We start from the raw sequence: 24,640 nt of genomic DNA on the forward strand, positions 1-24,640 counted from the left end.
ACTCCAGGCCCGGACAAGGAACCCGATGGACGCACAGAGCTACAACGCCGCTCTTGCCGAACTGCGCACCGTGCGGGACGACATCAAGAGGGCCCGGACGGAACTGGCGAAGCTGGAAGCCGACCGCGACAAACGCATCGCCCAACTCGCCCAGTACGAAAAGGCGAAGGCCGAGCGGATTGCTCCCGCAGCCGGACTGAGTGTGGCCGACATCGTCACCCTGGTCCCCGCGCTGGCCCCCGACAGCCTCACGACCACCACAGAACACGCCCCCACGCCCGCGGCAGCCGACACGACCACCACGGATCCCGCCGCCGTAGACGCCGAACCTGAGCCGCGACCGGCACCGGCAGCCCCCGCAATGAGCACCGCCCACCCGCCGCACCCCGCCTCGTCGGCTCCGGGCACCGCGAGCTCGGTCACCGCCCCGGAGACACCCGCCGCCCCCGACGCGCCGCGCAGCCTGCCCTCCATCCCTGAAGGAGGCGCGGGCGATGCCTGGTTCACCCACACCCGCGGCCTTGCCTCCCAGCGCCCGAACTTCACCCAGCAGGCCCGGTCCACCGTCTTCCTCGATGCCGCCACCGGCGTCCTGGTCCACCGCAACCAGACCCATCACCTCGACCTCGCCGGCCGGTCGGCCGCCGACATCCTCACCGCCGTCTTCCACACCGTCCCCGACGGAGCGGAACGCATCTACATCACCGCCGGCGACCCCTGGCACCGCGACGCCGACCGCTACCCGTATCTGAGGGACGCGGTCGCCGCCTGGCTGAACGCCCCCACCCCGGGCTGGCGCACCGACACCGGCCGCGGCAAAGACCGGATGGCCGGCCACTTCGTCCACGCCCGTAACCCCGTCGGCCGCTACCAGAGCGACAACGGCGACAGCCATGTCGAAATCCGCTCCGTGGGGGAGTGGTTCGACCTCGACGGCGACGACCCGCACATCGTCCGCGACGCATTCGTCCTGCTGTGGCAAGCCCTGCGCCGCCACTGGAGCGACGCCGTCCTGATGGGCTCCCCCTCGCAGACCGGTCGCGACCTATGGACTCGGACCATCCCCGGCCGCGGCCAGTATGCCGAGGGCTTCCCCGTCCTGTCGGAAGAACTGCGCGGCCTGCTGCACGCCACCGCCGGCCAGGGACGCAACGAACTCATCCTCCCGCCCCGCGTGCCCGAGCAACTGCCCCAACTCGTCGAGTACGACCGCACCTTCGCCTACGCCAAACACACCTGGAAGTCCCCAGTCGGAACCCCCCGCCGCATCACCGCCGCCGCTTTCGCCGCCTGGAGCGAGAAGGAACAGGCCCGGGCCCTGTACGGATGCGGCCACTGGCAGGTCAAGGTCACCGTCCCCGACACCTGGAACCACGTCGGCCTCCTGCCCGCCCCCGCCCCCGGCGAGCGTGCCTGGCACTACCCGGCCGAGCCCGGCACCACCTTCACCACCTGGGCCGGCGGCCCAGAAATCCACACAGCCCTGACCAACCCCCTCGCCCCGTGGAAGGTCGAGATCCTCGACGGCATCCTGTGGGAGGACGGCAAACCCCTCGACGACTGGGCCAAGAAGCTCAAGGAGACCTGGAGCAACCTCTCCGCCCAGGCCCACTTCCAGGGCGACGCCCAGCAGGCCCGAGCCGCCCACCTCGCCTCCCGCGCGGTGCGCTCCATCCTTCTGTACGGCATCGGCTCCTTCGCCCAGCGCCCCCGCATGGTCACCGGCACCACCCCCCGCAGCATGGAGCGCGACGTACCGCCGGACGCCGAAATCATCGGCTTCGACGACGAACTGATCACCTGGCAACGCCCCACCGGCTTCTCCCGCGACCCCAACGCCCACCCCGAATGGGCCGCCGCCATCTGGTCCGGCGCCCGCGCCGCCCTGCTCGCCCAGCGCCACCGCGACGACAACACCTACGCCGGAGCCCTGCACACCGAACCCGGCAGCGTCGTCGCCTTCCGTACTGACGCCCTTTACCTCACTCAGCCCCAGAACTGGCCCCACCACCATCAGCCGGGCGACTACCTTCAGTGCGGACACCTCGCCGGGCCACTGGCCGCGCCCACCACCGAGGACGAACTCCTCGCCCTGCGCGACGCCGGACGGGCCGCCCTCACCTCCGCCAGGCAGGGGAACTGATGCCGCCCCGCGCTCGCCGCAACCGTCCCGACAGCCAGGGCGAGTTGAACGAGGCCGCCCAACTCGCCGACCGGCTCCAGGCAGCCGGCTACACCAAACGCGACATCGCCCGCATCATCGGCCGAGACCCGTCCCTGGTCTCGCAGTTCTACACCAAGAACAAAGGCGCAGCCTTCGTCACCGCCCTGCGCGAAGTCCTGACCGCCGTCGAAACCGGCGGCATCACCGACCTGCCCGAACTCACCGCCATCGCCGCCCGCCACACCCAACGCCGCACCACCGCCTCCGGTACCCGTGCCCGGGTGCGGGGCAAAGCCCTGCTGATCACCCCCACCGGCTCCGGCACCGGCCGCGTCGGCGCCCAGGCCATCGCCTCCGGCTCCGCCCGCCTGCGCCCCTTGATCGCCGAAGCCGCCCGCCAAGGCCTGCGCCTGGCCTTCACCGTCCGTCTCGCCAAAACCTCATACCTGCACCCCTCCGGCAGCCGCACCGACTCACCCGGCATCCGCCGCGACGTCATCCAGCGCACCGACCACACCGAAGAACGCTCCTACGGCTCCGCCCAGACCGGCGGCTTTGACGCCGCCGACTTCGCCCGCCGCGTCAACGCCGCTGGCGGCGACGTCACCGCCGCCGTTCACCAATGGCTGGTGGAAACCGGACGCATCCACCCGGACGCCCACATCATTCACCTCGAAATCCGTACCTGGCGCCCGCGCTGAGATCCGCCTCCTGCCACCACGCCGTCAAGATGCGGTGATCAGGATGAGGCACTCGGGGTGGCAAAGGCGGCATTGGACAGCCAACTACCCCGGTTGAGGTCGGTTGCGTAGGACGGCAGTTGGTGGGTGGCATAAAAGCCGTGTCCTTGTCCCGCTCATATGAACGGACCCGCCTGCGTGACGATGAACCACTGCATCCTGTAGGCAAGATGGATGTCGAGATTGCTCTAGACCAGCATGATTAGCCCAGGTTGAGCGGGGTCCAGTTCGCCCAGCTGGAGCGGGAGTTGGCGAAGGGACCGGTCGCGCACGGCTGGCCGGATCAGCGGTGGACGCTGTCGAGGGTCAAGACGGTGATCGGCCGTCGGTTCCACAAGAGCTACACCTTGCAAGGGGTGCGCAAGCTGTTGATCCGGCACGGGTTCTCCTGCCAGGTGCCGGCCAGACGGCCGTCGAACGCGACGAGGAGCAGGTCACCGGCTGGGTGAAGGAGACCTGGCCACAGGTGGAAGGACCGCGGCGGCGCTCGACGCGTGGATCGTCTTCGAGGACGAGTCCGGTTTCTCGATGACGCCGCCGATTGCCCGCACGTGGGCCAGGCGCGGGCAGACGCCCGTGATCCGAGTCCGGGGCCGCTCCCGCCGCCGCATTTCGATCGCTGCACTGACCTGCTACAAGCCGGGCGAACGCTCCCGGCTGATCTACCGGCCGCGCCGCGACGATGGCCGGCGTGACGGGCGCAAGAGCTTCGCCTGGACCGACTACCGCGACCTGCTCATCACCGCCCACACTCAGCTCGGCGGGCCGATCGTTCTCGTCTGGACAACTTGAACGTCCATCTCGCTTACGGCATGCAGCAGTTCATTGCGCGACAGGACTGGCTGACCGTCTACCAGCTGCCGTCCTACGCACCCGACCTCAACCCCGTCGAGGGCATCTGGTCACTGCTGCGGCGCGGCTGGCTGTCCAACACCGCCTTCACCACCCCTGAGCACCTCATCCAGATCATCCGGCAAGGGATGAGGAAGATCCAGTACCGCCCTCACCTCATCGACGGATGCCTCACCGGAACCGGACTATCCCTCACCCAACGACTTCATGAGTTCAAGCTCAGTAGCCGCTGTTGCTGCCGTCGCCTCATGCAGGTGGCTTACAAGTCAAAGCGGCTCGCACGGTCATTTGAATAGGGAAAACCTTCTTTTGCCTGAGGGTGAAGATGTCGTGCTGCAGGACATGAAGGCCTTTTTGCGCCACACCGATCGGCTGACAACCGCTCCATCCGCGCCGTCTCAAGGGCGACAGGGATCGCGAGTAGTTGCTGCTTGAATCTTCGGTGGCGGGATCGCGCCATCCTCTCAGTCACCTCTTGCCTCCCTCGTTTGGATTGTGGCTAAAGTGGCGGAGCCGTGGGCGATTGGACCAGACCAACCATCCTGCGCCACGGCCGGCCTTACGCACCGGGGGAGCGTCTGCACGGCCATGCCGCTTCCCTGCTGCGTGCGTTCACGGAGGGGGAATCCTTGCACCGGTCCACATCGGCAGCCGCTCTTGCCGCTGCCGTCGCTTGCACCGCGATGATCTATGCGGCGCCGCCTGCATCAGCTGCCACGTCATACGTCCACAACGACTGCACCGCCACTGATACCAGCAACCCGACCCACTGCTTCCGTATCCACTTCAACTCGCGGTCGGAAACCACGTGGCAGTCTCTCAGCGGCTGCCTTGCGACCCGGCATTCCCGGTCGAACGAGGACGGCTACTCGCCCAATGGGGCAACCTTGGTCCGGTTCGTGTTCGACTTCTTCCCCTCGGATGCCTATCACGGCATGCAGCATCCCTGTGACCAGAAGGGAGCGGGGCAGAGTGTCTATCACAACGCGGCCTCAGCGTGGAACCAGGACCCCTACGCCGCGTACACGGTGTACTCCAAGACCAGCTACAACGGCACCACTAAGTACTACCCGAAGGCGGACGGCTACGCCCGCAACCTCGGCTCTGGCCTGAAGAACAGCAACAGCTCGCACAAGAGGAGTTGAGGATCATGCCGAACACACGAATCAAGGCGGCTGCCCTCACCCTCGCCGTCACCGCCACCGTATCCGCCTCTGCGTGCAGCGCCTCGCACGACGACTCGGCAAGAGACAAGAGCACCCACCTGGCGGTGCAGGCGATGGCTCTGCCGGATGCGAAGGCCCGTGCCGCATGGCCGAAAGCTCAGGTCGAGAGGGGCCTGGCAAAGGGAATGCGCCTCCCGCTCCAGGACTACATGATGGCCGCTCCTGACGTCGTGGACGTGGAGAACGCCAGAGACCTGGTCAAGCAGCAGTGCATGCAGGGTCTCGGGTTCAGTTTCACTCCTGAACCCTCGAGCCTGACGGCAGCAAGTCCGTACGACGCGATGAACATGAAGCGCCGCTACGGCATCAGTGACCGCACCGAGGCCGCAAGGCTCGGATTCGCCGCACCGCAGGACGGCGAGGACGACACTCAAGCCGAGGACGCCGAACTGGCCCGACAGGATGAGGAGTCCTCCGTTTCGGGGTGGGACACGGCGATGAACGACTCCTGTATCCCGGAGGCGAACGACAAGGTCGGGGTTTTGTTCGAGACCGACCTCTCCGGAGATCTGGCGTCGCAGTCCTACGAGGCGACCAGCTCCCGTTCCGCTGTGAAGGCGGCGCTCACGTCGTGGTCCTCGTGCATGAAGAAGCACGGCTACCAGGTCAAGAGCCTCGACGACGCTGAGGGCCGGTTCGCCACACCGAAGCTGCGCGACCTGAAGCCGGCCAAGGATGAAGTGACGATGGCCACCATCGACGTGGACTGCAAGCAGACCGCGGACCTCGTCCCGGCCTGGCACCAGACCGAATCCGCCTACCAGAAGACCCAGATCGCCTCCCACCTGAAAGAGTTGCAGGCGGAGAAGGCCCACAACCAGAAACTGGTCCAGAAGGCACATGCTGTCCTCGCCGCCGCAGCCACCCCCTGACGCCCACCCGGAAGCACCGTGACAAAGAGTAGAAGCACAGTTCTCGGCCTGCTGCTGGCCCTCGTCATCGTTGTCGGGGGAACTGCCTGGTATGTGGCAACCCACCTCGATACCGAACCGGCGGCTGTCTCCCGCAAAGCGGAGGTCGAGGTCACCCAGTACGACACCGAGACTCGTCACGGGCAGCTTGAGGCAGTCGTCGAATACGTCGTACGCAACACAGGGCCCGCTCCCGTCACATACGTGATCTCGTTCGACTTCGGCGGACCGGACAAGACCGTCCGGCAGCACGTCCTGCCTGGTGACACCTACACCGGGACTGCCGCTGTGCCGTGGGACAAGCAGAACGCGTTCGCGGGAGTCCAAGTCCGCGACGTCCACAAGGTTCTCGACGGGTCTTAACCGGCCCGTTCCCCGTTGCCCGCCCGCACCCCTTCCTCCGATTTCCTCTGGTCGGAGGAGGGGTGCGGCTTGGGTTTGTCATGGACATTACTTTACTCTTTCGGGAGGGATGAGGGCGTTGAACGTATCCAGACCAGCCCGCCAGGCCCGCGCGGTGGTCGCAGGTCTCGCGGCAGCGGCGACCCTGACCGGCCTTGTGCAGGGTGCGGCGCCGGCTTTCGCGGCCGCGGCGAAACCAAGGCCATTACCCGCTGCAGCGGCGACAGCGACCCCGGCGCCGCCGGTGCGTGTCGCAAATCCGGACAGCACGCTCGGCAAGGGATGGAACACGTCCAAGGACCGGGCCGTCACCGGCGCGGCCGATGCCAGCGGATTCAAGATCCTTACCGCCGATGCGGGGAAGGCGTACACGTGGAAGACCGTCGCTGTCCTCGCTGAGCCGGGTCTGTCCGCGGACTCGTGGATCGGCAACACCTGCGTCATGGACCGCGACCATGCCGCCGCTGTCTACGCGCCTCGCGCGTTCACGAACAAGCCGGACCTGATGCAGGGCGGTGCGTTCGCTGCCGTCGTCAATCTCCGCACAGGCCGGGTGGCGAAGTTGCCGTTCACGGCCACGCTCGCCTACTTCGACCCGTCCTGTAACACCGCCACACACCAGGCGGTATTCACTGCTTTCCGGGACATGAACGACCCGGCGCACATGAAGACCCGGCTGGTGACCGTCGACAGGACCGGTCGGTCGACCTCCGACACCGCACTTGCCGGTGAGGTGACCAGCGCGGTACCGGTCAAGGACGGCACGGTGGCCGCGCGCGGTCGCAGCCTGATCCGTATCGACCACTCCGGCAGGCTGAAAACCCTGGCCGCAACGGACAACGTTCCCTTCGACATACGCCCCACGGCAGCCGGCCGGATCGCCCTGGTCGACCGCACAGGCGACAGCACGGCAAGCGCCAAGATCTGGGACGGCCGCTCCAGGCCATCCCTGATCGCCAGGGGCAGGCTCGGTGACCTTGAACTCCAACAGGGCGACCACGGCAAGGTGTTCCTCACCGGCCACCCGGCCGGCACCCCGAAGACCACGGGCACGGGAGTCACCCGCCTCAACGCCCCGGCCGACGCGGACATCTCCACCCTCGGCCGTCTCGCAATCGGCCAAGTCATCACCCCAGGCATCCGTCGCGGTCTCTCCCGGGTCAAGGACGCGGGCAAGGATTTCGACAAGCACGACGCTGCCTCGCCAGCACAGGAGAACGCGGCGCCAACCCCGGAGACCGTCAACTCGGATCAGCCGACGACAGTCACCTCCACGGCTACTTCCACCGGGAAAAGGATCACTCAGACTGTTGCGGACACCACGGCCGAGAGCGGCAACGGCACATTCTCGCCCGCACTGACCGGCAGGCGAACACCTGCGGCGACCCTGCGCGCCGGCGCTGTCTCGCACGACCCCACGGACCCCGACCGCTGGTGCTCCGTACCCCGCAACGACGTCAAGAGCCTCGCCTTGCAGCCGACCCCGAACCAGGTCGAATGGGCCGTCGACATGGCCGTGCGGGGTGAGCTGCATGCGCAGTGGCTCACCCAGGGCGGATGGCGGAACGCGAGCGGGTTGAGCACCGTCGACCCGCAGGGGCTGTTTTCCCGCCCGTCGCTCACCGGAGGCGGCCGCATACCCGCCAACGTGCTCCTGGGCGTGATGGCACAGGAGTCGAATCTGTGGCAGGCCGAGCCCGGATCGATCCCTGGCCAGATGGGCAACCCGCTTGCTGCCTACGACGGCTTCTACGGACACAAGACGGTCGAAGGAGACCCTGCCTCGCACTGGACGATCCACTGGGATCTCTCGGACTGCGGCTACGGCGTGGGGCAGGTCACCGACGGTATGCGGCTGGCCGGGCACGAGAAGCCGAACGAGAAGGCATTGCCCGCGGCCACACAACGCGCGGTCGCCCTCGACTACACCGTGAACATCGCCGCCTCCATGTACATCCTCGCCGACAAGTGGAACGAGATCCACGAGCCGGGACAGACGCTCACCCTCAACAACGACGACGCCGCCAAGCCGGAAAACTGGTTCGCGGCCCTGTGGAACTACAACTCGGGCATGAACAGCCGCTCCGACGCCGGAACGAACGGCAACTGGGGCCTGGGCTGGTACAACAACCCCGCCAACCCCTCCTACAAACCGGACCGCAAGCCGTTCTTGGACAGCAAGCTCGATCCGGACGGCTGGGCGAAAGACCCCGCACACCCGCAGGACTGGCCATATGAGGAGAAGGTCCTGGGATGGGCTGCATGGTCCATCGACACCGGCTACTCCTATGCAACCTCCGGACGTCAAGACTGGCCCGGCGAGTCCGGCTACGCCACGGCAGGCTTCCAACCTGCCTGGTGGACCAGTGACCAGGCCCGCAGTGAACTCAAGCCACCCCTCGACACCTTCTGCAATTCCCACAACAACTGCGACGCGGCGAATCCGCCTCAGTGCCCCGACGCTGCCTGCTATGCCCGCTACTGGTGGCACGAGACCAACGCGACCTGGAAAAACTGCGCCGCCCCCGCCAATGCCTGCGGCAACGAGAGCATCAAATACGCCACCCTGCGCGCCGAACCCGGGCGCGGCACACGCCTCCAGACCGGAAGCCCCGTGTGCACCACCACCGGAGCCACCGGAATACCGTCGACTTCGCTGATCGTCAACTCCATGCCGGACAGCACCAACACCTACAGCGACTGCGGAACGACCGGCACCGACGCGGGCAGCTTCCAGTTCACGTTCTACGCCGACCCCAACGCGACCGGACCCGGCCTCGGCCAGTACGACGCGAAGGCCGACCTGCACCAGGTCGGCGGCGGCTACAACGGTCACTTCTGGTTCGCCCACACCCGCGACGCCGCCCATCTCGGCGGAGACAGCGGCCGGATGACCGTCAAAGGCACCTGGACACTGGAGCAGAGCGTGTCATGGGCGCGCGTCTTTGTGCACCTGCCGGACACCGGAGCCCAGACACGGCAGGCCGCCTACGTGATCGGCGGCTCCGACAGCACCTCACCACAAAGAATCGTGGAGCAACGCGCGAACCGCTGGGTCAGTCTCGGTGCCTTCCACTTCACCGGCACCCCCAGCGTCACCCTCGCCAACGCCACCGATGACGGCACGGCCGACGAGGACGTCGCCTGGGATGCCGTCGCCTTCCAGCCCCTCTCGGGTAAGCCGAACCACGTGGTTGTCGCCATGGGTGACTCCTACTCATCCGGTGAGGGGGCATCAGAAGGGAACCGGGACTATTACCCGGAGACCAACTACCGCAACAAGGACGTCCGGGACGCCTGCCACCGCTCTCGTCAGGCATGGTCGAGGCAGGCGACGATTCCCGGAGAGACCTCGCCCACGGCGGATCTGAACGACTCGTGGAGCTCTCGGATGGACTACCACCTCATCGCCTGTTCCGGCGCCCGCACCTACAACGTGCTGGGTGTACCGCAGGACAACGGCGGCGAGGTGCCACAGATCAACCAGGGCTACCTGGACGCGAACACAACCTTGGTCACCATCTCCATCGGCGGCAACGACGCCCGCTTCAGCGGGATAGTTCAGAAATGCCTTATTTCCTTCGGAGTGGGCGACTGCGGCGACAAGACATTCGACAGCGGCGACCCGGACAGCAAAGTCGGCGGGCGGGACCAGAAGTTCGTCGGGCAGACCCTGAAGACAGCTGTCCCCGGCATCATCAACGAGATTGTGCGCCCGGACATCGTCAGAACGCTGACGGCAATCCACAGCAAGGCGCCGTCGGCGAAGATCGTCCTCATGGGCTACCCGCCACTCCTCTCCGACAACGGGTCCTGCTTGAGGGTCGGGATCGGCACCGCCCAACTCGGACTGTCGGCGGACTCCGCGAACTGGCTCAACGAAACAGCCGGCACCCTGGCCACGGCGATGCAGGGAGCCGTCGATGACGTGAAGAAGCAGGGCGTCCTCGCATGGTTCTCGAACCCGACGAACGATTTCGCCGGCAAGGCCGTATGCGGAAACCCCGAACAAGTCAACGGCATCGTCAAGACCCTCACCACCTCCGACGACCCAATCAAGGACTGGACAATCCTGAACACGTACGGACTGTCCGCCCAGTCCTTCCACCCGAAGATCGGTGGAGCACGCCTGTACGCCAACTCCCTTGAACGAACCATGACAGGCATGGGCTTGTAGTCCGGACAGCCATTCGTTCCGGGGCCGCCGCAAGTATCGCGGCCCCGGAACGGACGTTTGTAGGTACGGATACTCATGCACAACTCGTCTGCTCTGCCGGACAGTTGCATGAGCGAGCCACGCGGGGCACGAACACAGGCAAGGGGAGAGCATGGCAAGAGTTCGCAGGTCTGTGTGGGGCGTGGCCGCCACCGTCATCGTCTTAGCCCTCTCTGCCTGCTCGTCCGAGGGCCACGCCGTGAGCCCGAAGGAAGTCCGCAAACTCGCGGGAAGCGCTGAAGCGGTACAGGCTCGGCAGAAGGCGGAGGAACACCTGCGCGATGTGGTTCGCGCGTATGACGACCGCACCCGCCTGACCCTCGCCCTAGTTGTCGTGCGGGATACCTGTCTGGCAGGAAGAGGGAAACAGTGGTTCGACTCGAACGGCGACGACCAGTACAAGGTCAGCTGTTCGATGTCGGTCACCGCGTACTACGGTGCTGACCGGAAACGCTTTGTCTCCGTCCTCGACGGTATCCTCACCGCCGGTGACCGTACCGGATCCGCCATCCCGTTCTCTCACAACGCCTACGGGCAGTTCGTCGACTACTACCGAGGTCACGGCGATCACCCGGAAGTACCTGAGCTGTCCCTTCCCGAACACACCCTGTCCTGGGACCCCATACGTGACAACCGGCCCTACCTGATGGTCAAAGAACCCGGCAAGTGCCCCGCCGACGACCTACCGGTGATCCGATGCGTACGGGAGCCGGACACGAAGACGGTGGCCGCCATCCGCAGGCAGTACGGGATGGTGTTCAAACTGGATCTCGCATCCCCGGAATACTTCAAAGTATCCAAGTAGGTTCGTCTCCCGTTGCCGCTTCCCCGGCGTGTACCAAACTCTGCAGATCCGCCCATCAGTCGCCCAAATGCGGCTGATCTCGTCAATTTGCGCGTCGATGGAAGACCAATTTCGCCCGTCGGTGCTCTGCAGCAGATACGGCTGCCCGATGGCTTCGGCGCGCTGATGCCTTACGCGGCCCCAGCGACTCCGCGGAACCCTCATCCGCCCGTGGTGACCTCCTCAGCGTGCTCGTGGCGTGCGACGCAGTAGAGCAACACCGTCGTCATCAGCGCCATCGCCCTGTATGAGGAAGCTCAGGACGGGGGAGTTGCCAGACTGCTTCGTCGGTTTCCCGGTTGTGGTGCCAGGTCTTCAGGGTGCCGGTGGCCACGAGCCGGTCGAGGAGTTCTCTGGTCTGTTGTGGGGAGTGTCCGCACAGGCGGGCGAGGGTGTTCAGGTCGGTGCTGTGTTCGGAGCCGGCGGAGGTGTGCGCGGCCAGGGTCAGGGCGGTCAGTCGCAGTGCGGGCGGTGCCGTCGGCAAGACCAGCGAGGCGGGGTGCAGCGCCCAGTGGGCGGCGCGGCGGCGGGCGCGGCGTCCGGGCGCCTGGTCCAGGACCGCGGCGTCGAGTAGTCGCAGCTGCACGGGGGCCGACCGTGTGCCCGGCGGCTCCAGCCAGCCAGCGTGGGCCAGTTCCTGCCACAGGTCGCGGTGCCCGTGCAGGCGCATGCCGCGCAACAGCCCCGCCGGCAGCCGGACATGTCCGCGGGTGTCGGCGCGCAGGGCGCACTGCAGAGCCAGCAACCGGGCGGCGGGGGAGGTGAATTGGGGCAGCGCGGCGCCGAGGTAGGTGAGCATCTCCCGCACACGGACCCGCTCGTCGGACTCCGGGCGGAGCCCGACGCGGGCAGGGAGCGGCGGGCCGGCGGAGGGCTGCGGCCGGGCGGAGCCGAGCAGTGTGTCCGGTACCACCGCGGTATATCTGGTCGCGCCCGCGCAGGCCGTGCAGGCGTCGGCCAGTCGCCAGGTGCGGCCGGCGCGGTCGCGGGTGAGGGCAAGACGCACCGGTCCGGCACATCCGCGGTGGCGGGGATGCCACGCGCATCCCTGCGCCCGGCACTGGCAGCTGCGCAGATAGGCCGGCAGCGCGTCGGCGCGGGCGTGGCAGGCCAGATGCTCCAGCGCGGCGGATCGCGCGGAGGAGGCTTTGAGGGGAGAGGTGCGGGCGGTGCAGGAGGGGCAGACAAGGGTGGGGCCGCCTGTTTGCGGGCGCAGCTCCACGGTCCAGATGCGCTGCACTGCGGCATGCGCACGGGCAAGCCTCATCGGCTGGTCGTCCTCCCGTCTGTCCGGGCCGCGGTGGTCGGTGCCCGGCTGTGGGAGGCCGGAACGACCGCACGGTAGTGCAGATCTCTGCACTGCGAATGTCACTCCCACCTCGACAGATAGTGCAGAGGTCTGCACTGACAGGGCAGGGTCCTGCACCGTCGGATGGTGGGGTGACGATCTTGCCGCCCGATCCCGACCTCACCGCGCTGCGTGTCACGCTGGCGCGCCTGCGGGGCGAGCGCGGCTGGACCTTCGACGAGCTTGCAGGCCGTAGTGGCCTGGCCCGGCGCACTCTCATCGACCTCGAACACGGCCGTACGACCGGCAGTGTCACCACCTGGCACGCCCTCGCCCATGCCTTCGACGTACCCATCGAGCGCTTGCTGGGCCCCCTCTGCGAGGACCACACCCCGCCCGGCACGCAAGCCCCCTGACCTGCTGGCGCACCCTGCGCGGATCCCGCCACAGATCACCCGAACGGTGAGCAGGCGTAGAACACAAGACCGTTCGCGCGCACGCCCGTTCGCTTCGGCTGGGCCGACCGGAGGACATGTCGGCGGCCCCGGCACCTCTCGCCGCGTGTCGCCTGGCACGGTCCTCGCCATGTGCCCCACTCCCACCCCCGCCGGCCGTCACTGGGACGGCAGTCACCGCACCACCCGCCGCCTCCGGCCCCTGCGGGTGGCCGGCCCCAGTCCCAGCCGCCTGCTGCGCGCCGGCCAAAGCCGCTGCTGCCGCCAGTGCGGCAACCGGATCGACCTCTACCAGCGCAGCGATCAGCGGCCCATCGCCCTGCACCCCGTCGAACTGGCCGCCGCCGACGTCCCCGAATCCTGCCGCTGGCACCTGAGCGGCGGCATCGCCCACCCGCACAGCGACGGCAGCGCCTGGTGCCGCATCCCGCACACCCTGCTCTGCCCCCACCGCACCCCCACCTGCTCCGCCCCACCGGCCTTCGAAGCGATCCGACGCCAACTCGCCGTCCGCACCCGCCGCATGATCGACACCGGCACCTTCATCCCCGCCCCGGCCACCAGCACACAACCCACCACAGGCACCGGTGAGCCCGACCGGCCCGTCGTGCAGATGCTGCTCTGCCGCTACCTCGCCGAACACCCACTCAAAGACCTGCGCTGCGTGGCCCAGACCCGCCAACGAAACCGCTGCACCCACCCCGTCCCCGCACCCACCGGCCCGACCGGGACCTGGAAACTGCTGCCGGCCACAGCGCAGCGCGGCCAACTCGCCCTGCCCGACGGTCTGATGGCTGTCTACGACCTCGGCAGGCTCCCCTACAGCGAACAACTGCGCTGGCGCGCCCAACGCTGCCCCGCACACGCCGCCGCCCCCACCGCCGCCGACCTCGCCCTGGCCGGATGGCAGCCCTTCGACCCCCTCCTGCACGCGACGCACATCCGCACCCGACTACCCCACCCCCAACCCTGCCGGCAGGGGAGAGGATGACGATGCCGCACCACGCCCTGGAAATCGTGCTGACCTGCCCCCTCTCCCCGGCGGCCCTGCACCGCGCCGCCCGCGCACTGCCGCTCGCCGCCAACCACGACGCCACCCGCCTCATGGCCCTCGTCCACGCCAAGACCCCTCACCAGGCCGTCCGTCGACTACGCCACCGACTCGGCGCACGGCTGCCCATCGACGTGATCACCACGCACTACCCGGACGCCTACCACCAGGTGCTCCTCAACGTCGCCTTCCCGCCCGCCGCCCGCGCCGTCCTGACGGCCGAAGCCCGCCGCGCGCACCAGAGTCCTGAGCGTTTCGTGGAACTGGCCCTGCACCAGGCCCTTGCCCGGCATGCCGAGCAGGAGTCCGACCGCCTGGACCGGGCGGTGCACGAGCTCCTGGCCCGCACCGCCCCCGCTCACTTGCTCGTTGCTGTCGGGCACGCACTCACCCGGCTGTCTGAGAGGCGCACGCCATGAAGCCCACCGACGAACAGCAAGCCGCTGCTGACGCCTTCCACGCCGGCGACCACCTCGCCCTGCAGGCCGGCGCCGGCACCGGGAAGACCACCACCCTTGCCCTGCTCGCCCACACCACCCGGCGCCGGGGCCGCTACCTCGCCTACAACCGGGCCATCGCCCAGGACGCCCGCACCCGCTTCCCCGCCACCGTCCAGTGCAAGACCGCGCACGCTCTGGCCTACGCGGCCGTCGGCCACCGCTACACCCGCCGCCTCAACGCCCCACGACGTCCAGCCTGGCAGACCGGACAGGCCCTCGGCATCACCAAAGCCATCCGCATCGGCGACTGCGAGGTGACCCAAAAGGCCCTCTCCAACGCCACCCTGCGCACCGTCACGCGCTTCTGCCACACCGCGGACGAAGCCATCACCCGCCACCACGTGCCCCCGCTGCGAGGCCTGGAACACGCCGACCCACACGCCCAACTCGCCGCCCACATCGTCCCGTTCGCTCGCAAAGCCTGGGCCGACCTCCAGCACCCCGACGACGGCGCCGTCCGCTTCGACCACGACCACTACCTCAAGATCTGGGCCCTCACCCGGCCGCACATCCCGACCGACTTCCTCCTCCTGGACGAGGCCCAGGACACCAACCCCGCAGTTGAACAGATCTTCCTTGCCCAGCGTGACCATGCCCAGCTCGTCATGGTCGGCGACTCCGCCCAGGCCATCTACCACTGGCGCGGCGCCAAAGACATCATGACCGGCTTCGACGGCAGCCAGCTCGCCCTCTCCCAGTCCTTCCGCTTCGGCCCCCTCCTCGCGGAGGAAGCCAACCGCTGGCTGCGCCTGGCCGACGCGCCCCTGCGTCTGAGCGGCACCGAGACCGTGCCCACCGAACTTGGCCCTCTCACCCGGCCCGACGCGGTGCTGTGCCGCACCAATGTCGGAGCCATGGCCCACGTCATGGGCCTGATGGCCACCGGATCCCGGGTCGCCCTGGCCGGGGGAGGAGACAGTCTGCGCGCCCTGGCCCAGGCAGCCCGCGACCTGAAGGACGGCCGCCGCACCACCCACCCCGAACTCCTGCTGTTCCCCTCCTGGGGCGACTTGCAGGACTACGCCGCCCACGACCCCGCCGGCCGTGACCTGCAGCCCCTGGTCGACCTCGTCGACACGCACGGCACCGACGCCATTCTCACCGCCGTCGCTCACCTCGTGCCCGAACAGCACGCCCAAGTGACCGTCTCGACCGCCCACAAGGCCAAAGGCCGCGAATGGCCTCGCGTGAAGATCGCCGACGATTTCACCCCGCCCAAGGACACCGACCAGCAAGACGCCGAAGGCCGGCCTGTACCCGGACCCATCGACGACGCAGACGCCCGCCTCGCCTACGTAGCAGTCACCCGCACCCGCGCCCGCCTCGATCTCGGAGGGCTGTCCTGGATCCACGATCACCCACACGGAACACCCTGGACGCCTTCGGCCAACGCGGTGTGACTTACCGCCCCGGCGGGTGAAGCAGCGGACGGACCCCGGGCGAGCCGCAGCCGGACCCACTACGAAGATCACGGACAGTTGGTGATCTTCGAAGGGATCCGTCTTGCCGCACACGCCTGCCCTCGCCACGGCGGCCACCGTGCTCAGCGCCTTGGCCGCACTGCTCACCCCCGCCTCCGCCGCCGAGGCCGCACCCGGCGAGACGGTAACCCTGCCCGTCCGGGACGCCCTGCAGACACTGCCGGTTGAGGAAGAGGACCGCACAGGGTACGAGCGCAGCAAATTCCGGCACTGGACCGACGCAGACCGAGACGGCTGCAACACCCGCGCCGAGGTCCTCCTCCAGGAAGCGGTCACCACCCCGACCGTCGGCTCCAGCTGCGCACTCACCGGGGGCAGTTGGTACTCGCCCTACGACGACCAGTACCTCGACAGCGCCCGCAAACTCGACGTCGACCACCTCGTACCGCTCGCCGAGGCGTGGGACAGCGGGGCATCGGCATGGACGGCGAAGGAACGGGAAGCGTACGCCAACGACCTCGACGACCCACGCGCGTTGATCGCGGTCTCCGCAGCCTCCAACCGTTCCAAGGCTGACAAGGACCCCAGCGCCTGGCTGCCGCCCTCCTCCGGCTACGCCTGCCGGTACGTGACCGACTGGGTGGCCGACAAGACCCGCTACCGACTGACCGTCGACCCCGCGGAAAGCGCTGCGCTCACCGAGACGCTGGACCGCTGTCCCAACGAGCCGATCACGGTCACGCTCGCCCGGTAACAGCCACGAGCCGGCCGGGTGAGAGTGTCAAAAGACCCCGGCTGGACGGGGGAGACCAGCCGGGGCCGTGAGGTGGTGGCGGGCGGAGGGCGGTCGCCTCTCGGCGGAAGGCTCCATGGGGCTTCAGCCGGACGATCGTCCCCATGGGCTGTAGATGAGGCCCGGGGACACTGTCCCCTCCGCAGCCACGTACAAGTGAACGGCGAACGGCACGTGCTTGTTCCCTGCCGGCATCACACGGCCCGCGAACAGGGGAACACTTCCTTCACGATCAGCGGTGGCGTGCCGCTGAGCGTGTGCGAAGGCGGAACTCCCCGCGGTGTGAGGCGAGTTCCCCACGCCGGCCGGGCTGCCGGCGCCCGCGGCCGCACGCGTTCTTCGTCAAGCGGCGGCGTTGAAGACGCCACGGCCCTGGATGCAGCCGAAGACGGAGTCGAAGGACCGGCCGGTACCGGCACCGACCAGGTAGTAGGCCGATCCTGAGCCCGCCGAGGACCGAGGACCGTTGCGGCCATCGGTGAGGACGTCGTGCGGCGTGAGCACGTCGAGGTTGTCGAAGACGTAGTAGACCGGCAGAAAGGTCCAGGCGGAGAGCTGCAAGTGCGCCCGTACCGCCGCTCGTTCGACCGCATGCCGGTTCGTCGTCGTACTGGTCATGCGGCTCTTGCAGTCGATCAGGGCAAGAGCGTCATCCCGCGCCGCGATGAGGTCGGGCATCCAACGGATCGAACTGTCACTCGTGCGCAGGACCTGACGGACACTGCGTGTCAGAGTGCCCTGTCCCCAGGCGCTGACCGCCCATCCGCACCGCGCGAGACGGTCACCGACGTATTGCTCGTGTGCGTCGCCTGTCGCTTTCCGCTGCTGAAAGCTCGCCATGTCAGTGAGTGTGGCGCACCGGCTGGGAGATGAAACTCGGGCCGGATTCAACTCGGCCAGGTAGGAAGAGACTTGACGCGTCTCAGTGTGTCCAGGTGTGTCCGCCCGTGTCCGGGGGAGTCCCACTGTGCTCGGCAGCAAATGACCGAAACTGGCCCATCAATCCGGTCCGCGCCCGGTCTAGCGGCAGCGACCGCGCCTGTTGCGCGGAGCCCACGGGGGTGTCCCTGCTCCGAGCGCTTCGTTGCTTGGTGCGTGACCTACTACGAGCTGTCCCGTCCCGTCTCCGCCCGACTGCCCGACCCTCCGCAGCGGCAGCTGATCCCCGGTGAGGAGGCGGTGCTGGAAATGGTGGCGGCTGCCGGCCGCAGGGCTGCGGACTGGCTGCGCTCTGTGCCGGGCCCGGAGCGGAACTGGGTGGCCGGGGACCTGGCCGACGCGGTCCAGGAGGCGACCGCCGGTCTGGATCCGGGGGACCGGGATGAGATGGACCGGTGGGGCACCGGCGGCGTTCCTGAACCACTTAGGGAACGGCTGGACGTCGCAGCCGGCCTCTCGCACGCCGATTGGCTCTCTCCTCAGGACGCGGTGTTCATCCTGGCGGTGACCGGCTGCGTGCTCGGCATGCCGCAGGTCCTCGCCACCGATCCGGTCGGCGCTCTGGGGAAGGAACTCCCGGCGCTGTGCGCGGTGCTCGACTGGGCTGTGGAGGCGGCTGCGGGCCGACCCTAGACCTGCGGTATCAATTGCCTGGTCTGCGAGTTCACGATCATGAGCTTCTCGCCCCCTTAACTCCTGCCCGGCCTCAAGGACGGGTCCGTTGTACGAGCAAGGGGGATCCCTGATGGACCCGACCACGGCCGTCGTCGTCTCGACTGTCACCGCCAAAGCCTGCGCACTATTGGCACTCTGGATCCGCCTGCGGTGGCGGGCACGCCGTGAACAGCAGCGCCAGCGATACCTTCTCCAGGTCACCGAGACAGTGGTCCCGGACGGCCAGGTGGAGCTCGATGACCGGGACGGTGACGGCCACCGCCTGTATGTGAGGATCACCCGTACTCCGGTCACGGGGGAGGACCAGGCAGCGTGAGCACCCATGACCCGGCGGACAGCACGGACCGCCCTGCGGTTGCGCCCGCACCCCCCGGCCCGCCCGGCCAGCGCCACCGGGCCCGGCAGCAGACGGACGACGAGTTCTCCGCCTTCTACCGCGGGAACATCCGCCCTCTGACCGGATTCCTGATCAACCATGGCGCCGCCGTGCACGTGGCCGCAGACATCGCTCAGGAGATCATGACCGGTGCCTACCGGAACTGGGACCGCATCACTCATCCGAAGGCCTGGGTCCACACCGCCGCCTCGCGCGCGCTCGTGCGCAAAGTCGCCTCCGTGGAAGAACCCGTCGGCGACGTGGCCGAACCCACTTCCCTGCTCCCTCGTCCCGACGCCATCGCGGAATGGGAGGCCCGGCATGACGCCCTGCCCCTGTTACGCAGCCTGCCGATGAAACAGCGCCAGGTCATGGCCTGGACACTGGCAGGCTTCACCCCTGCCGACATCGCCGATCTCCTCGGTCTGCAGGCTGAGAACGTGCGCGCCAACCTGAAGAAGGCCCGCCGCGCTGCGGCCGCCTACCTCAAGGCACGGGAGGGGGAACAGTGACCCGCCACTTCGGATCCAACCGCCACGATCAAGCCGCGCATCACTGGCTGACCCGGCATCAGCACGCCTTGACCCGCGCCCTCGATGACCTCCTCGATCCCGAAGCCGGCCTGCGCGAAATCCTCCTCCACTCCCGCCACGACGCTGCCACCGACAGTCTCGAGACCGTCCTCGACACCGAGGCAGGTCTGGCAGCCGTCCTCCCCGCCGCCCCGACCCCACCGATTGACACGCACCGCACGACGCCCCATCACACCGACACAACCGAACTGCTGCGCGTGCTCAGCCCCGCAGACCGCATGACTCTGCGCAACAACCCTGACGTCAAGACGGCCAGCCAAGCTCTCGCCCGTGACCTCGCCAACGCTCACAACGCCGACCTCGGCCGCATGCTCGGCCTTGCCAGCGACCTCACCGACGCCGTCGACCTAGATCTCGCTCGTGCCCTTGACCTCGCCCGCGCTCTCGGCCTCGCCCTCGACGGCGACCTTGACCTCGCCCGGGCCCGCGCCCACGCTCGCGCCCTCGGCCGCGACCTCACCCGCGAGCCCGCCCGCGGCCCAGGCTTCATCCTCGTCCGAGCTCGCGCCCTCGACCTCTCCCGCGACCTCGCCAATGCCCGCGATTACACCCGCGCCCGCGCCGGCGCACGTGCCGTCAACCTTGCCCGCGCCCTCGACCTCGGCCGCGCCCTCGACCTCGGCCGTGCCCGCGTCCTCGACCTCGCTCGCGTCCTCGACCGTGCCCGCGAGTTCACCAATGCCCGTGCCCTTGAGCGTGCCCGCGACCTCACCATCCCCTACGACCCCGACCGTGTCCGCGCTGTCGACCTCGCCCTCGGCCGTGCCCGCGACCTCATTGTCGAAGTTCGTACCGCCGAGGTTGGCCGGGCTATCGGCCTGGCCCTGAGCCGGGAGCTCCTCGCGCTCGACAAGGATGCGCTGTACGCGTTCCTGGACGATTTCACCGCCGCCGACCTGAGTACCACCGACCTGACCAGCATGGACCTCAGCGGTGTCCACTGGTCCGAGCACGCCACGCGGTGGCCGCCGGCCATCAACGTCGAAGACCTCAAGAGCCGCTCGGCCGAAAGCCCGCCCGGCAGCGGCACCTGGATTGTCCGGCCTGGCACCTCGACGATCTGCGACCTCGCCGAACGGTGAGACGCGAGGGAGGCCGGCGGCACCCGGAGTGGCGAGTCGGACGGACCGGGCGGTGAGCACGGAGTCCGTGCCCGGAGTCAGGCGCGGTTGCTGAGGTGGCGGGCGTGGGGTCCCAGTTTGCGAGGACCGGGGCCGCGCACCACTGGCACAGCGGGCTCCCGCCGGAGCCGTACTTGTGGGTCGTGCGTCCGCAACTGGCGCACGAGCCGACCTTGCTGCCGGGGCAGACCAGCGCGGACGGATCGGGCTCCGAGACCGGGGGTGGTGGAGGAACGGTCATGGCAGGTCCTGTTCCGGGCAAAGGGTGTAAGGCGCCCGGATGACACGACAGGCAGCCGCCGGGCGAGGGTGTTCGAACCACGCTGCCGCCGCGCGTTCGCGCGACGGGCCGGCTAAGTCGACGATGCCCAGTGCGCTGTCCGGTCGGCAGATCGGACAGGCGGGCACCCCGTCGGTGGTGAGGAGGCGGCGGGCGTCGTCCTGGCTGACCGGCTTCGTCCGGCGGCCTGCCATGCCGCAGTCGCCGACGTGCACGGCCTGCGGCATGCCGTTGGCAGGGCTGAGCTGGAGGATCCAGTCCGGTGCCGGCGGACGGAGCGCGCGCCCGCGATCCTCCTCGGCCTGCCGCCGCCGCAGGTAGGCGGCCTTGCAGTCGATTCGGTCCACCCACATGGCGTGCCAGATCCGCAGCGTGGTGAGCCGCTCCAGGTCGTCCGGGAGATCCCGTGAGTGATCGAACATATTTTTGATTCTATGCTCGCGATCACGTCCTTCGCACTCGCGTGTTCGATTATTTGTTCGATATCCTCCCGGAGGAGGTGAGCGACGGATGAGTCCGGAGTGGACGGGGCGTCGGCCGGGTGTGGTGATGCATGTGCGTTGCCCGGACCGAGTGCCGGAAGAGCTCTACTGGCAGGTCCTGGAGCAGATGGGGGAGTTGTCGCCGGTGGTGCAGGCCCTGCCGCCCACCGCGGCGCTGGTCGACTTGCGGGGCGCGCTGCGCTACCACGGCGCGACCGCCTCTCACCTGGGAGACGTGCTCCGGCTGCGGACGGTCTCGAGGTTCGGCATCGACGTGCGTGTCGGCATCGGCCCGACCGTCACCGTCGCCACGACCGCCTCCGCGCAGGTTCCGCGCCCGGGCGGCGTCCTGGCCGTCGAGCCGGCTGACGTCCCTGACTGGCTCGCTTTGCTCCCAGTAAAGGAGTTGCACGGCATCGGTCCCCGCCACGCTGCCACCCTCCAGCGCTACGGTGTCGACCGCGTCGGCATGCTCGCCGCACTCCCGCCGGCGACAGTCCAACGACTGCTCGGGGGGAAGGTCGGTCGTACAGCGGTCGACCGGGCCCGCGGCATCGACCCCCGCACCGTCACCCCACGCCGTCAGCCGGCGTCCGCGACCGTCCGCCACCGCTTCCCGCACGACGTCCTGGACGGAGCTCCCGCTCGGTCGGCATTGCTCGGTCTGGTTGTGCGGCTCGGTGCCGAGCTGCGCTGCCGGGAACAGGCCGCCCGCGCCCTGACCTTGACGCTCACGTTCGCTGGCGGCACGAAGTGGGAGAAGACACGCCGCCTGGTGGAGCCGTCCGGGCACGAGGACGATCTGCGCCTGCTCGCCTACCAGGTGATGGACGCCGCGGGCCTCCAGCGTGGCCGGCTGACCGGGATCATGCTGTGCGGCGAGGACCTGGTCGACGCCGGCCAGGTCACCGAACAGCTCAGCTTTGACGCCGCCCGGCAGGCGCGCCTGGTGGCGGAGTCGACCGCCGACCGGATCCGGGCGAAGTTCGGGCCTGGCGCGATCGGCCCGGCCGCCACCTACCTGTCCGCCTCCTGACCGTACGCAGGCGATTCGCACACCGGCTGGTCAGGCCCGTTTCAAGCAAGCCTGGGGGACCTGGCCTCCGGGCGCGATCCGCTACACATTGCCTTCGCCCCTAATGCCGACGACGGATTTGGAAGTCGCCCGGACCGTGCTGAGGGCACGATGAGGGCATGCATGACCACCATGACCGGCGTGAGCTTCCCGGGAGGCAGTTGCCCGACCGGCTGAGGGCCGTCGGACCGGGCTGGCACCCGCTGTTGCTGCAGCTGCACGGCCAACTGCTCACCCACGTCTCCGATTACTGGGTGGAGGACGTGAAAGAGAAGCTCGGCACAGCCCGCATCCACCTCGCCCCCGCCGAGGCCGCACGTCACCCCCAGGTACGGGATCTTGTCGCCTCGACCGAGCAGCAGTCCGCCGTCACCTGCGAGTTCTGCGGAAGCCCTGGATCCCGCAGAACCCGTGGGGACCGGGCAGGAGGCTGGATGAAGACAGTGTGCGACAGCTGCCACCCGGCCTGGTCCGGCCATACCCTCATCATCCTCAACGGGGCCCTGCACCGCCGCCCGCCCCGACGTGGCTAGGGTCTGTCTCTTTGAAAAGGCTATGCGCCGTCCATGGCGGTAGACGGGGGTGCTCGGCGTATGACTGGGCAAGGGATCGAAGTGCGTATGCCAGGCCAGCCGAGCGGGAGTCCGAGGGGTCCATGGCCTTGTAGCTGAGGAAGGACCGTCGCTTGTGTGAACGGAGTCTGATGCGGAGCCATGCCGCTGCGGCAGCGTGGCTGATGCTTCCGTCGAAACAACGCGGGAAGCGCCACGCTGGTGAGGGGAGACCAGGGATGTTTGCCTAACAGGCGTATAAAAGCGTCCACTTGGCGAGCGCCATGCGCACGTGCGCCCCTGATGCCTCGCTCTGCAGGGCCGTATGACAGGGAACAGCGTTGCCGGGTGGGTAGGGGACTTTCGACGCCAAGAAGGTCCCCGGCGCAGGCACTCCGGCTTCCCAACCGGCCTGCTCCGAGGACCTGTTCCCAGGCGAACCTGGAAGGAGAAGTACATGGCTGTACCCCTCTGTCAGACTTACCCCAGCGGGTGTCCGGTACACGGCGCAACCCGGTGGCACACAGTCGTGATGATCGTGGTGATCGCTGTCATCGTGTTGGCGTGCGCCGGGCTGAGCCCCGACTGGATTGCTGCTGCTGCCGCGCTCCTTGCTGCGGCGGGCTCGGGCAGGTAGGTCATTGGCGCCCCCGCCTGATGCCGGGCGGGGGCGTCCGTATGTGCTGCTAAGACTCGAGGACAGTTGAACTCTCTGCTCGGTACTGTCTGTCTCCCAAACCAGTGAGTAACTGCCGGCCGTGCCGTGGGCGTGCTTATCCCAGCGCTGATTTCACCGCGTCGGCGAGTCGCCCGGCCACCGACCGTGCCTGCTCGATGTCGGCGGCTTCCACCATCACGCGCACCAGCGGCTCCGTGCTCGACGGGCGCAGCAACACCCGCCCGGTGGAACCGAGTTCACGCTTCGCATCTGCCACGGCGGCCGCGAGGTCACCTGCCGTCTCCGCCCGGGACTTGTCCACACCTGGCACGTTGATGAGCACCTGCGGCTGGCGGGTCATCACGGACGCGAGTTCCTTGAGCGTACGGCCGGTCTCCGCGACCCGCGCCGCGAGCATGAGCCCGGTCAGCGTGCCGTCACCTGTCGTTGTGTGGTCGAGGATGATGACGTGTCCGGACTGCTCACCGCCGAGCGCGTACCCGTGTTCCTTCATCTCCTCCAGCACGTAGCGGTCGCCGACGGCGGTCTGGATGATCGTCAGACCCTCACGCTCCATGGCCAGCTTGAAGCCCAGGTTCGACATGACGGTCGCGACGACGGTGTCGGCCCGCAGCGCACCCCGCTCCCGCAACGCAAGCGCGAGTACGGCCATGATCTGGTCGCCGTCGACGTCGTCACCGGTGTGGTCCACGGCCAGACACCGGTCCGCGTCACCGTCGTGCGCGATGCCGAAGTCCGCGCCGTGCTCGACGACGGCCGCCTTGAGCAGCCCCAGGTGTGTCGACCCGCAGCCGTCGTTGATGTTGAGCCCGTCGGGATCCGCGCCGATGGTGATGACCTCGGCGCCGGCCCGCGAGAACGCCTCGGGCGAGACCCGCGAGGCAGCGCCATGCGCCTCGTCGAGGACGATCTTCAGCCCGTCGAGCCGGTTGGGGAGTACCGCAAGCCCCGCCGCCGCGCAGCGAGCAGCCTGAGCGGCAATTCCGGCCCACTCGCAGGGAACGGC

21 protein-coding genes and 2 pseudogenes are annotated in these 24,640 nt (G+C 68.4%); 19 read left to right on the forward strand and 4 right to left on the reverse strand.

What is annotated here, in order from left to right:
• The first annotated feature begins 25 nt into the window (after positions 1-25).
• The 8 genes and pseudogenes from ACWDR3_RS32735 (at position 26) to ACWDR3_RS32770 (ending at position 11,316) form a co-directional block, all read left to right on the forward strand.
• A complete protein-coding gene (locus ACWDR3_RS32735; RefSeq protein WP_450356173.1) occupies positions 26-2,143 on the forward strand; it encodes a hypothetical protein in 2,118 nt (705 codons plus the stop codon).
• Positions 2,143-2,865, forward strand: coding sequence for a helix-turn-helix domain containing protein (locus tag ACWDR3_RS32740; protein ID WP_450356174.1), 723 nt, complete (start codon positions 2,143-2,145; stop codon positions 2,863-2,865). Before ACWDR3_RS32735 ends, ACWDR3_RS32740 begins: the two co-directional genes overlap by 1 nt.
• A gap of 245 nt (positions 2,866-3,110) precedes the next feature.
• Positions 3,111-3,974, forward strand: a pseudogene (locus ACWDR3_RS32745) (IS630 family transposase); the annotation flags it as partial.
• A 297-nt stretch (positions 3,975-4,271) separates the two neighbouring features.
• A complete protein-coding gene (locus tag ACWDR3_RS32750; protein WP_450356175.1) occupies positions 4,272-4,901 on the forward strand; it encodes a hypothetical protein in 630 nt (209 codons plus the stop codon).
• On the forward strand, positions 4,898-5,854 hold the full coding sequence (locus ACWDR3_RS32755; protein ID WP_450356176.1) for a hypothetical protein: 957 nt from the start codon (positions 4,898-4,900) through the stop codon (positions 5,852-5,854). The genes ACWDR3_RS32750 and ACWDR3_RS32755 overlap by 4 nt, the downstream gene beginning before the upstream one ends.
• Positions 5,855-5,872: 18 nt before the next feature.
• Positions 5,873-6,256 (forward strand): hypothetical protein, encoded by a 384-nt coding sequence (locus tag ACWDR3_RS32760; protein WP_450356177.1) that lies wholly within the window; start codon positions 5,873-5,875, stop codon positions 6,254-6,256.
• 118 nt (positions 6,257-6,374) lie between these two features.
• A complete protein-coding gene (locus tag ACWDR3_RS32765) occupies positions 6,375-10,472 on the forward strand; it encodes an SGNH/GDSL hydrolase family protein (RefSeq protein WP_450356178.1) in 4,098 nt (1,365 codons plus the stop codon).
• Between the two features lie 181 nt (positions 10,473-10,653).
• Positions 10,654-11,316 (forward strand): hypothetical protein, encoded by a 663-nt coding sequence (locus tag ACWDR3_RS32770; protein ID WP_450356179.1) that lies wholly within the window; start codon positions 10,654-10,656, stop codon positions 11,314-11,316.
• Positions 11,317-11,584: 268 nt separating this feature from the next.
• Here ACWDR3_RS32770 and ACWDR3_RS32775 read toward each other — a convergent pair whose 3' ends face one another.
• A complete protein-coding gene (locus ACWDR3_RS32775; RefSeq protein WP_450356180.1) occupies positions 11,585-12,622 on the reverse strand; it encodes a hypothetical protein in 1,038 nt (345 codons plus the stop codon).
• A gap of 173 nt (positions 12,623-12,795) precedes the next feature.
• Here ACWDR3_RS32775 and ACWDR3_RS32780 point away from each other — a divergent pair, with 173 nt between their 5' ends.
• The 5 genes from ACWDR3_RS32780 (at position 12,796) to ACWDR3_RS32800 (ending at position 16,824) form a co-directional block, all read left to right on the forward strand.
• Entirely contained in the window at positions 12,796-13,059 is a 264-nt protein-coding gene (locus ACWDR3_RS32780) for a helix-turn-helix transcriptional regulator (RefSeq protein ID WP_450356181.1), read from the forward strand.
• A gap of 169 nt (positions 13,060-13,228) precedes the next feature.
• Positions 13,229-14,089: a DUF6083 domain-containing protein gene (locus ACWDR3_RS32785; RefSeq protein WP_450356182.1), complete on the forward strand. Its 861-nt coding sequence runs from the start codon at positions 13,229-13,231 to the stop codon at positions 14,087-14,089.
• Positions 14,086-14,568 carry a hypothetical protein gene (locus ACWDR3_RS32790; RefSeq protein ID WP_450356183.1) on the forward strand — a complete coding sequence of 161 codons (483 nt, stop codon included), beginning with the start codon at positions 14,086-14,088 and terminating at the stop codon, positions 14,566-14,568. The genes ACWDR3_RS32785 and ACWDR3_RS32790 overlap by 4 nt, the downstream gene beginning before the upstream one ends.
• Positions 14,565-16,049 carry a UvrD-helicase domain-containing protein gene (locus ACWDR3_RS32795; protein ID WP_450356184.1) on the forward strand — a complete coding sequence of 495 codons (1,485 nt, stop codon included), beginning with the start codon at positions 14,565-14,567 and terminating at the stop codon, positions 16,047-16,049. The genes ACWDR3_RS32790 and ACWDR3_RS32795 overlap by 4 nt, the downstream gene beginning before the upstream one ends.
• Before the next feature lie 103 nt (positions 16,050-16,152).
• The gene (locus tag ACWDR3_RS32800) at positions 16,153-16,824 is read left to right on the forward strand and encodes an HNH endonuclease family protein (RefSeq protein WP_450356185.1); all 672 of its coding nucleotides are present in this window, start codon (positions 16,153-16,155) and stop codon (positions 16,822-16,824) included.
• Positions 16,825-17,205: 381 nt separating this feature from the next.
• Here the strand turns inward: ACWDR3_RS32800 and ACWDR3_RS32805 are convergent, their stop codons facing one another.
• Positions 17,206-17,541 (reverse strand): hypothetical protein, encoded by a 336-nt coding sequence (locus tag ACWDR3_RS32805; RefSeq protein ID WP_450356186.1) that lies wholly within the window; start codon positions 17,539-17,541, stop codon positions 17,206-17,208.
• A gap of 417 nt (positions 17,542-17,958) precedes the next feature.
• Here ACWDR3_RS32805 and ACWDR3_RS32810 point away from each other — a divergent pair, with 417 nt between their 5' ends.
• The 4 genes from ACWDR3_RS32810 (at position 17,959) to ACWDR3_RS32825 (ending at position 20,528) form a co-directional block, all read left to right on the forward strand.
• On the forward strand, positions 17,959-18,435 hold the full coding sequence (locus ACWDR3_RS32810) for a hypothetical protein (RefSeq protein ID WP_450356187.1): 477 nt from the start codon (positions 17,959-17,961) through the stop codon (positions 18,433-18,435).
• Between the two features lie 112 nt (positions 18,436-18,547).
• Positions 18,548-18,793: a hypothetical protein gene (locus ACWDR3_RS32815; protein ID WP_450356188.1), complete on the forward strand. Its 246-nt coding sequence runs from the start codon at positions 18,548-18,550 to the stop codon at positions 18,791-18,793.
• Positions 18,790-19,365: an RNA polymerase sigma factor gene (locus tag ACWDR3_RS32820; RefSeq protein WP_450356189.1), complete on the forward strand. Its 576-nt coding sequence runs from the start codon at positions 18,790-18,792 to the stop codon at positions 19,363-19,365. The genes ACWDR3_RS32815 and ACWDR3_RS32820 overlap by 4 nt, the downstream gene beginning before the upstream one ends.
• The gene (locus ACWDR3_RS32825; protein ID WP_450356190.1) at positions 19,362-20,528 is read left to right on the forward strand and encodes a hypothetical protein; all 1,167 of its coding nucleotides are present in this window, start codon (positions 19,362-19,364) and stop codon (positions 20,526-20,528) included. Before ACWDR3_RS32820 ends, ACWDR3_RS32825 begins: the two co-directional genes overlap by 4 nt.
• 276 nt (positions 20,529-20,804) lie before the next feature.
• On the opposite strand, the gene ACWDR3_RS32830 is transcribed toward ACWDR3_RS32825, so the two are convergent.
• The gene (locus ACWDR3_RS32830; protein WP_450356191.1) at positions 20,805-21,269 is read right to left on the reverse strand and encodes a DUF6233 domain-containing protein; all 465 of its coding nucleotides are present in this window, start codon (positions 21,267-21,269) and stop codon (positions 20,805-20,807) included.
• 88 nt (positions 21,270-21,357) lie between these two features.
• Here ACWDR3_RS32830 and ACWDR3_RS32835 point away from each other — a divergent pair, with 88 nt between their 5' ends.
• Positions 21,358-22,365: a DNA polymerase Y family protein gene (locus ACWDR3_RS32835; RefSeq protein ID WP_450356192.1), complete on the forward strand. Its 1,008-nt coding sequence runs from the start codon at positions 21,358-21,360 to the stop codon at positions 22,363-22,365.
• A gap of 158 nt (positions 22,366-22,523) precedes the next feature.
• Positions 22,524-22,937: a hypothetical protein gene (locus ACWDR3_RS32840; protein ID WP_450356193.1), complete on the forward strand. Its 414-nt coding sequence runs from the start codon at positions 22,524-22,526 to the stop codon at positions 22,935-22,937.
• A gap of 791 nt (positions 22,938-23,728) precedes the next feature.
• Here ACWDR3_RS32840 and ACWDR3_RS32845 read toward each other — a convergent pair.
• A pseudogene (locus ACWDR3_RS32845) lies at positions 23,729-24,640 on the reverse strand (phosphoglucosamine mutase); the annotation flags it as partial.

The sequence above is a fragment of the Streptomyces sp. NPDC001002 genome (assembly GCF_053599215.1).